This window comes from Bacteroides sp. CAG:189, from assembly GCF_000432295.1.
GTDB lineage: Bacteria > Bacteroidota > Bacteroidia > Bacteroidales > Bacteroidaceae > Bacteroides > Bacteroides salyersiae.
Genome location: NZ_HF991002.1, coordinates 1 through 5,739, shown reverse-complemented (window position 1 = coordinate 5,739; position 5,739 = coordinate 1). Strand labels below are relative to the sequence as shown.

Below are 5,739 nucleotides of genomic sequence, written 5' to 3'. Positions count from 1 at the left end.
TATTAATAAATTAAAGCAAAATTTTGGAAAGGTAGGGGTAGCAGAAGCTTTATCAAAAGCTGATTATAAAAGTCATTGGCTGACTTTGACTCATAATTTAATTGGTTGTCCGGAATTTGAAATGTGGACAGATATTCCTTCCCAATTTGTAAATGCATCTATTAATAAATCAGGGAATAATCTTACTGTAAATTCGATGATTGATGACACTAATATTGCTTTAAAAGGTTTGTTTAGTAGCGATAATGTTACTTTAAAAACAGGTAGTAACTGTACGTTTACTGATATTCCAAAGAATTATTTAGTGACTCTTTATAAACATGATTATTTACCTTACATTTATCCTATTTATTTGCAGAATGAATCGGTGACTGGAACATATTATTTGAAAGGAAATAAAATGTATTTAGGTAATCATGTGGATAATACAAAAGATATCGGCAACTTTGTAATTAAATCCGGTACTGATATTATTTTAGATGTTTCTGATGAGTTAATATTGGATGCCGGAACAGAAATAGAACTGGGTGCTACTTTTGAAGTCAATATTAAATAAAGAGAGACTATGAAGAAATTTTTTTTATTGTATTTACTGTTTTTTATTGGTAATACTTATTTATATGCACAGTCTGATACAAATTTTGCTTCATCATCAGTTGATGCGTATAAACCGTTCATCATGAACGGCACTTGCGAATGGTTTACCGTAGAATGGTATGATAATTATTACAAGCACAGCATTAGTGCGGAAGATACTACAATTCAAAGTAAGACTTACAAGAAAGTATTTTATCAAGAGTGTAGAAAGATGGATAGGGAATACGTAGGAGCAATCCGGGAAGAGGATAAGCGGATTTATTATTGGCCTACGGAAAGAGAAATACAGACAGAAATGCTTCTTTATGATTTTAATATGAAAGTAGGTGATTGTATTTCTTACTATGGCGGTGATGTGAATCTGAAATTGGCTCGTATTGATAATGTACAGATAGAAGGGGAAACACGTAAGCGTTACTATTTTTATGATATGGATTATGATCCGGATCAGATTTATCCTTATGACTCATGGATTGAGGGTATTGGGAGTGAGCAGGAGTTAATGAGACCTTTTTCGCCATTAAGGACATGTATGGGTTGTCATTTTACGGGTGAAATGTGTACATCAGGGTGATAAAGTGATTTATCGGGAGGATACAGATAGTCCATGCAGTTGTGAACAAGGTCAATCTGTTCGAGATAATGATGCGGACAAAGAATTTCGGATTCTCAAAAATCTGATCGAGAATAATTTGCTTTCCATTGAACTGAAAGATGCAAAATTCAATAAGATGCAAATCTATTCGTGGGATGGAAAAATCTTGGTAACTAAAGATATTCATATAAATAATGGTACATTGGATGTACCTCTTATGAAGCTGCAAGCTGGTAATTATATTCTGATTCTTTCTTGCGAAGATGGCAACAGGGAATCGACTCATATTATCATTCTATAAATTGAAAAAAGGAGTAATCAAGCGCTTGTTTACTCCTTTTTTATATACCCTGTACTCCTCTTTGCGAAGAATTATTTCACCCTCAGCCTGTCGAAACCTTCTCCGTATACTCCGATTACCGAGCTTTGAGAGATGAATGCATTCGGATCGATATCTTTCACCAATCGGAATATCTCTACCGATTGGCGCTTATAGGCAAGCACTACGAGTACTTTTACATTGTGCTTGCTATACCATCCCACGCCATCAAGTACAGTCACTCCACGATGCGTCTCTTTGGTGATGCGATCGGCAATCTTTTCATACTCTTTGGAAAAGATGAAGAACTGTACGGACTGGCGGGCGCTGTTTACGATATAATCCAGTACGAAGCCGATGATAAGCAGGGTTACAAAACCGAATATTACCCTTCGCCAGTCGTTGAAGATGAAATAGCAGGAGCTGATAATGACGACGTCGCATATCATAATCATGCGTCCTAAAGTGACATCTTTATATTTATTGACAATGGCGGCAATGATATCCGTACCGCCGGTGCTTCCGTTGCAGTTGAACACTACGCCTAAACCTATACCACACATGGCAGCTCCTATCAGACAAGCCATGAAGTCCTGTCCTTCACCCAATACCTTGGGAGGAACACCGTCTGCTCCGTTCACCACCAATTGCAGAAACCACAAAAGGAAAGTGAGCATGAAAATGGCATACGTGGTCTTGATGCTGAATTTCGGGCCAAGTATTTTGATGGCAAATGTCATCAGTACGGCATTGATGATGAAATATGACCACTGGATGGGAAATCCGGTGGCATAATAGATAATGGCACCAATACCTGTCGTTCCTCCGGTAGTAATCTGATACGGGATCAGAAAAGCAGCCCAACCGAGAGCATAACTGAATAATCCGAGCGTGATGAAGATATAATCCCGGGCTTCCCGCATCACTTCAGCTTTTGTAGGTTTATGCATACAGATTCTATTTTAAATCACAACGTTTACGATCTTTTTCGGTACTACGATCACCTTTTTCGGTGTTTTGCCTTCCGTCCATTTCTGAGAGCGTTCGTCGGCCAATACGGCAGCCTGAATGGCATCGCTGGCGGCATCAGCCGGGAATTCCATGTTGAAACGGGCTTTACCGTTGAAAGAGATGGTATAATTTATCACGTCCTCTTTCAGGTATTCTTCATTGAAAGCGGGCCATTGCGCATCACAAACGGAAGTGGTGTGTCCCAATGTATCCCATAGCTCTTCGCATACGTGCGGTGCAAAAGGTGCAAGAGTGATAATCAGTGGTTCCAATATCTCTTTCTTGCTGCATTTCAATGTGGAAAGCTCGTTGACGCAAATCATGAATGCACTGACTGAAGTGTTGTAGGAGAACTGTTCGATGTCTCCGGTCACTTTCTTGATCAGTTTGTGCAGGGATTTCAATTCGTCTTTTGTAGCCGGTTCGTCCGTTACGGTATATTCTCCGTTACGATTGTAAAACAGTGACCAGAATTTACGGATAAAGCGGTGTACACCGTCGATACCGTTTGTATCCCAAGGTTTGGCCTGCTCTACCGGGCCGAGGAACATTTCATACATACGAAGGGTGTCGGCACCGTATTTTTCAACGATCATATCCGGATTGACAACATTGAACATCGATTTACTCATCTTTTCTACTGCCCAGCCGCAGATGTATTTGCCGTCTTCAAGAATAAATTCTGCTGTCTCGTATTCGGGACGCCAGGCTTTGAAGGCTTCTAAATCCAAAATATCATTCGATACGATGTTCACATCTACGTGGATGGGAGTAGTATCGTATTGATCTTTCAGATTCAAGGATACGAACGTATTGGTATTCTTGATGCGGTATACGAAATTACTACGTCCCTGTATCATTCCCTGGTTGACGAGCTTCTGGAACGGTTCTTCCGTGATGGAAACACCCATATCATACAAGAACTTGTTCCAGAAACGGGAATAAATAAGGTGGCCGGTAGCATGTTCGGTACCGCCGACGTAAAGGTCGACGCTCTGCCAATACCGGTCGATAGCCGGGTCTACAAGTGCCTGGTTGTTGTGTGGGTCCATATAGCGCAGATAATAGGCTGATGAACCGGCAAATCCCGGCATTGTATTCAGTTCGAGCGGGAAGATGGTGACGTGGTCGATTTTCTCGTTTTCCACTACGCAATGATGGGTAGTATCCCATGCCCATTTGGTGGCATGTCCTAATGGCGGCTCGCCTGTCTCGGTAGGCAGGAACTTGGCTACTTCGGGGAGTTCGAGCGGCAGATATGCTTCTTCAATGGTACAAGGCATACCGTCTTTATAGTAAACCGGGAACGGTTCACCCCAATAGCGCTGGCGGGAGAAGATGGCATCACGAAGACGGAAGTTTACTTTTACACGTCCCAACCCGGTGGTTTTGATGTATTCCTTTGTTTTGGCTATGGCTTCTTTTACTGTCAAACCGTTTAATACCAATCCGCCTTCGGGAGTGCCCGGACGGGGAGAGTTCATCATGATACCCTCTTTGGCATCGAAACTCTCTTCACTGATATCGCATCCTTCGATCAACGGACGGATTTCAAGGCCGAAATGTTTGGCAAAAGCATAGTCGCGGCTGTCATGCGCAGGTACGGCCATGATGGCACCTGTACCATAACCGGCCAGTACATAGTCGCTGATCCATACGGGAATAGCTTCATTGGTGAGCGGATTAATGGCATAACTTCCCGAGAATACACCGCTTACGCTACGGTCGGCGATACGTTCGCGTTCTGTACGTTTCTTGGTACGTTCCAGATAAGCGTCTACTTCTGCCTGTTGTGCAGGAGTGGTCAGTTGCGCTACTAATTCGCTTTCCGGTGCAAGTACCATGAAGGTTACCCCGAACACTGTGTCGGCACGGGTAGTGAATATGGTGAATTCAATATCGGAATCTTTTACTTTGAACTGCATTTCCGCACCTTCCGAACGGCCGATCCAGTTACGTTGGGTCTCTTTCAGAGATTCTGTCCATTCTACGGTGTCCAGTCCGTCGAGCAGACGTTGTGCGTAAGCAGATACGCGCAGGCACCATTGACGCATTACTTTCTGAATGACCGGGTAACCGCCACGTTCGGAAACACCGTCCACTACTTCATCATTGGCAAGCACGGTTCCTAAATCCGGACACCAGTTTACCATTGTATTGCCAAGATAAGCGATGCGGTAGTTCATCAGGATTTCCTGCTGTTCCTTTTCGCTTTTTGCTTTCCACTCATCGGCTGTAAAGCTGAGTTCTTCGCCGCAGGCAACATTCATACCTTCCGTACCGGTGGTTTCGAAAGCGCTGATCAGTTCTTCGATCGGACGGGCTTGTTGTTCGTCGTTACAGTAATAGCTGTTGAACATCTTAATGAATGCCCACTGCGTCCAATGATAATATTCCGGGTCACAAGTACGTATTTCGCGGCTCCAGTCGAAAGAGAATCCTATTTTATCGAGCTGTTCACGATAGCGTTCGATATTCTTAACGGTGGTAATCGCAGGGTGCTGTCCGGTTTGGATGGCATATTGTTCGGCAGGAAGTCCGTATGCATCATATCCCATCGGATTCAGTACATTGAAACCTTGCAGTCGTTTGTAGCGGGCATAAATGTCCGAAGCAATGTATCCTAACGGATGTCCTACGTGCAGACCTGCTCCCGACGGGTAGGGGAACATGTTGAGTACATAGAATTTTTGTTTCGATTCATCTTCTTTCACCTGGTAGGTTTTATGGTCTACCCACTGCTTTTGCCACTTCTTTTCAATATCCCTGAAATTATATTCCATAGCGATAATCCTTTTGTTTAGAGTGATTTATTATGTAATGTCATTAATTAGGGAACAAATTTACGTGATTATTTTCAGATAACCACAAAGTTAAGTGAAAATCAATGTGCAGTTGGTGTAGTTGGAGAGAGTGTAAATGAAAGATAATGGTAACGTATGGGCATAAAAAAAGGAGCAACGCCTTGCTCCAACCTTTGTTAACCTTAAATCTAATACTATGAAAAACACGATGCAAAGATACGGACATTAGCGAAATCTGCAAATTATCCAAGCAAAAAAGTATGTTTTATAACATCGTTTAAGAAAAGATATTCTCTTGTTAATACTTGGTAAGAATTACCGGGAGGTTTTTATCATTTGATAATAAAACCTGAATGATTCATGATCAGTAGTATGTAGATCAGTAGTCAAGTAGTAAGTAGTCAAGTAGTTAA

5 protein-coding genes are annotated in these 5,739 nt (G+C 42.0%); 3 read left to right on the top strand and 2 right to left on the bottom strand.

All coding sequences use genetic code 11. From position 1 onward, the window contains the following. From QVP90_RS02810 to QVP90_RS02800, 3 genes are all read left to right on the top strand, one after another. Positions 1–556, top strand: a 556-nt coding sequence (locus QVP90_RS02810; RefSeq protein WP_288203842.1) for a hypothetical protein, incomplete at its 5' end; no start/stop codon positions are given. A gap of 9 nt (positions 557–565) precedes the next feature. Then, entirely contained in the window at positions 566–1,171 is a 606-nt protein-coding gene (locus QVP90_RS02805) for a hypothetical protein (protein WP_021935593.1), read from the top strand. After that, on the top strand, positions 1,149–1,493 hold the full coding sequence (locus QVP90_RS02800) for a T9SS type A sorting domain-containing protein (protein WP_264381011.1): 345 nt from the start codon (positions 1,149–1,151) through the stop codon (positions 1,491–1,493). Before QVP90_RS02805 ends, QVP90_RS02800 begins: the two co-directional genes overlap by 23 nt. Positions 1,494–1,564: 71 nt before the next feature. Here the strand turns inward: QVP90_RS02800 and QVP90_RS02795 are convergent, their stop codons facing one another. Together QVP90_RS02795 and leuS are read right to left on the bottom strand one after the other, a co-directional pair. Further along, on the bottom strand, positions 1,565–2,461 hold the full coding sequence (locus QVP90_RS02795) for a YitT family protein (protein ID WP_005928123.1): 897 nt from the start codon (positions 2,459–2,461) through the stop codon (positions 1,565–1,567). Positions 2,462–2,473: 12 nt separating this feature from the next. Further along, entirely contained in the window at positions 2,474–5,305 is a 2,832-nt protein-coding gene (leuS, locus tag QVP90_RS02790) for a leucine--tRNA ligase (RefSeq protein ID WP_005928126.1), read from the bottom strand. Positions 5,306–5,739 lie beyond the last annotated feature (434 nt).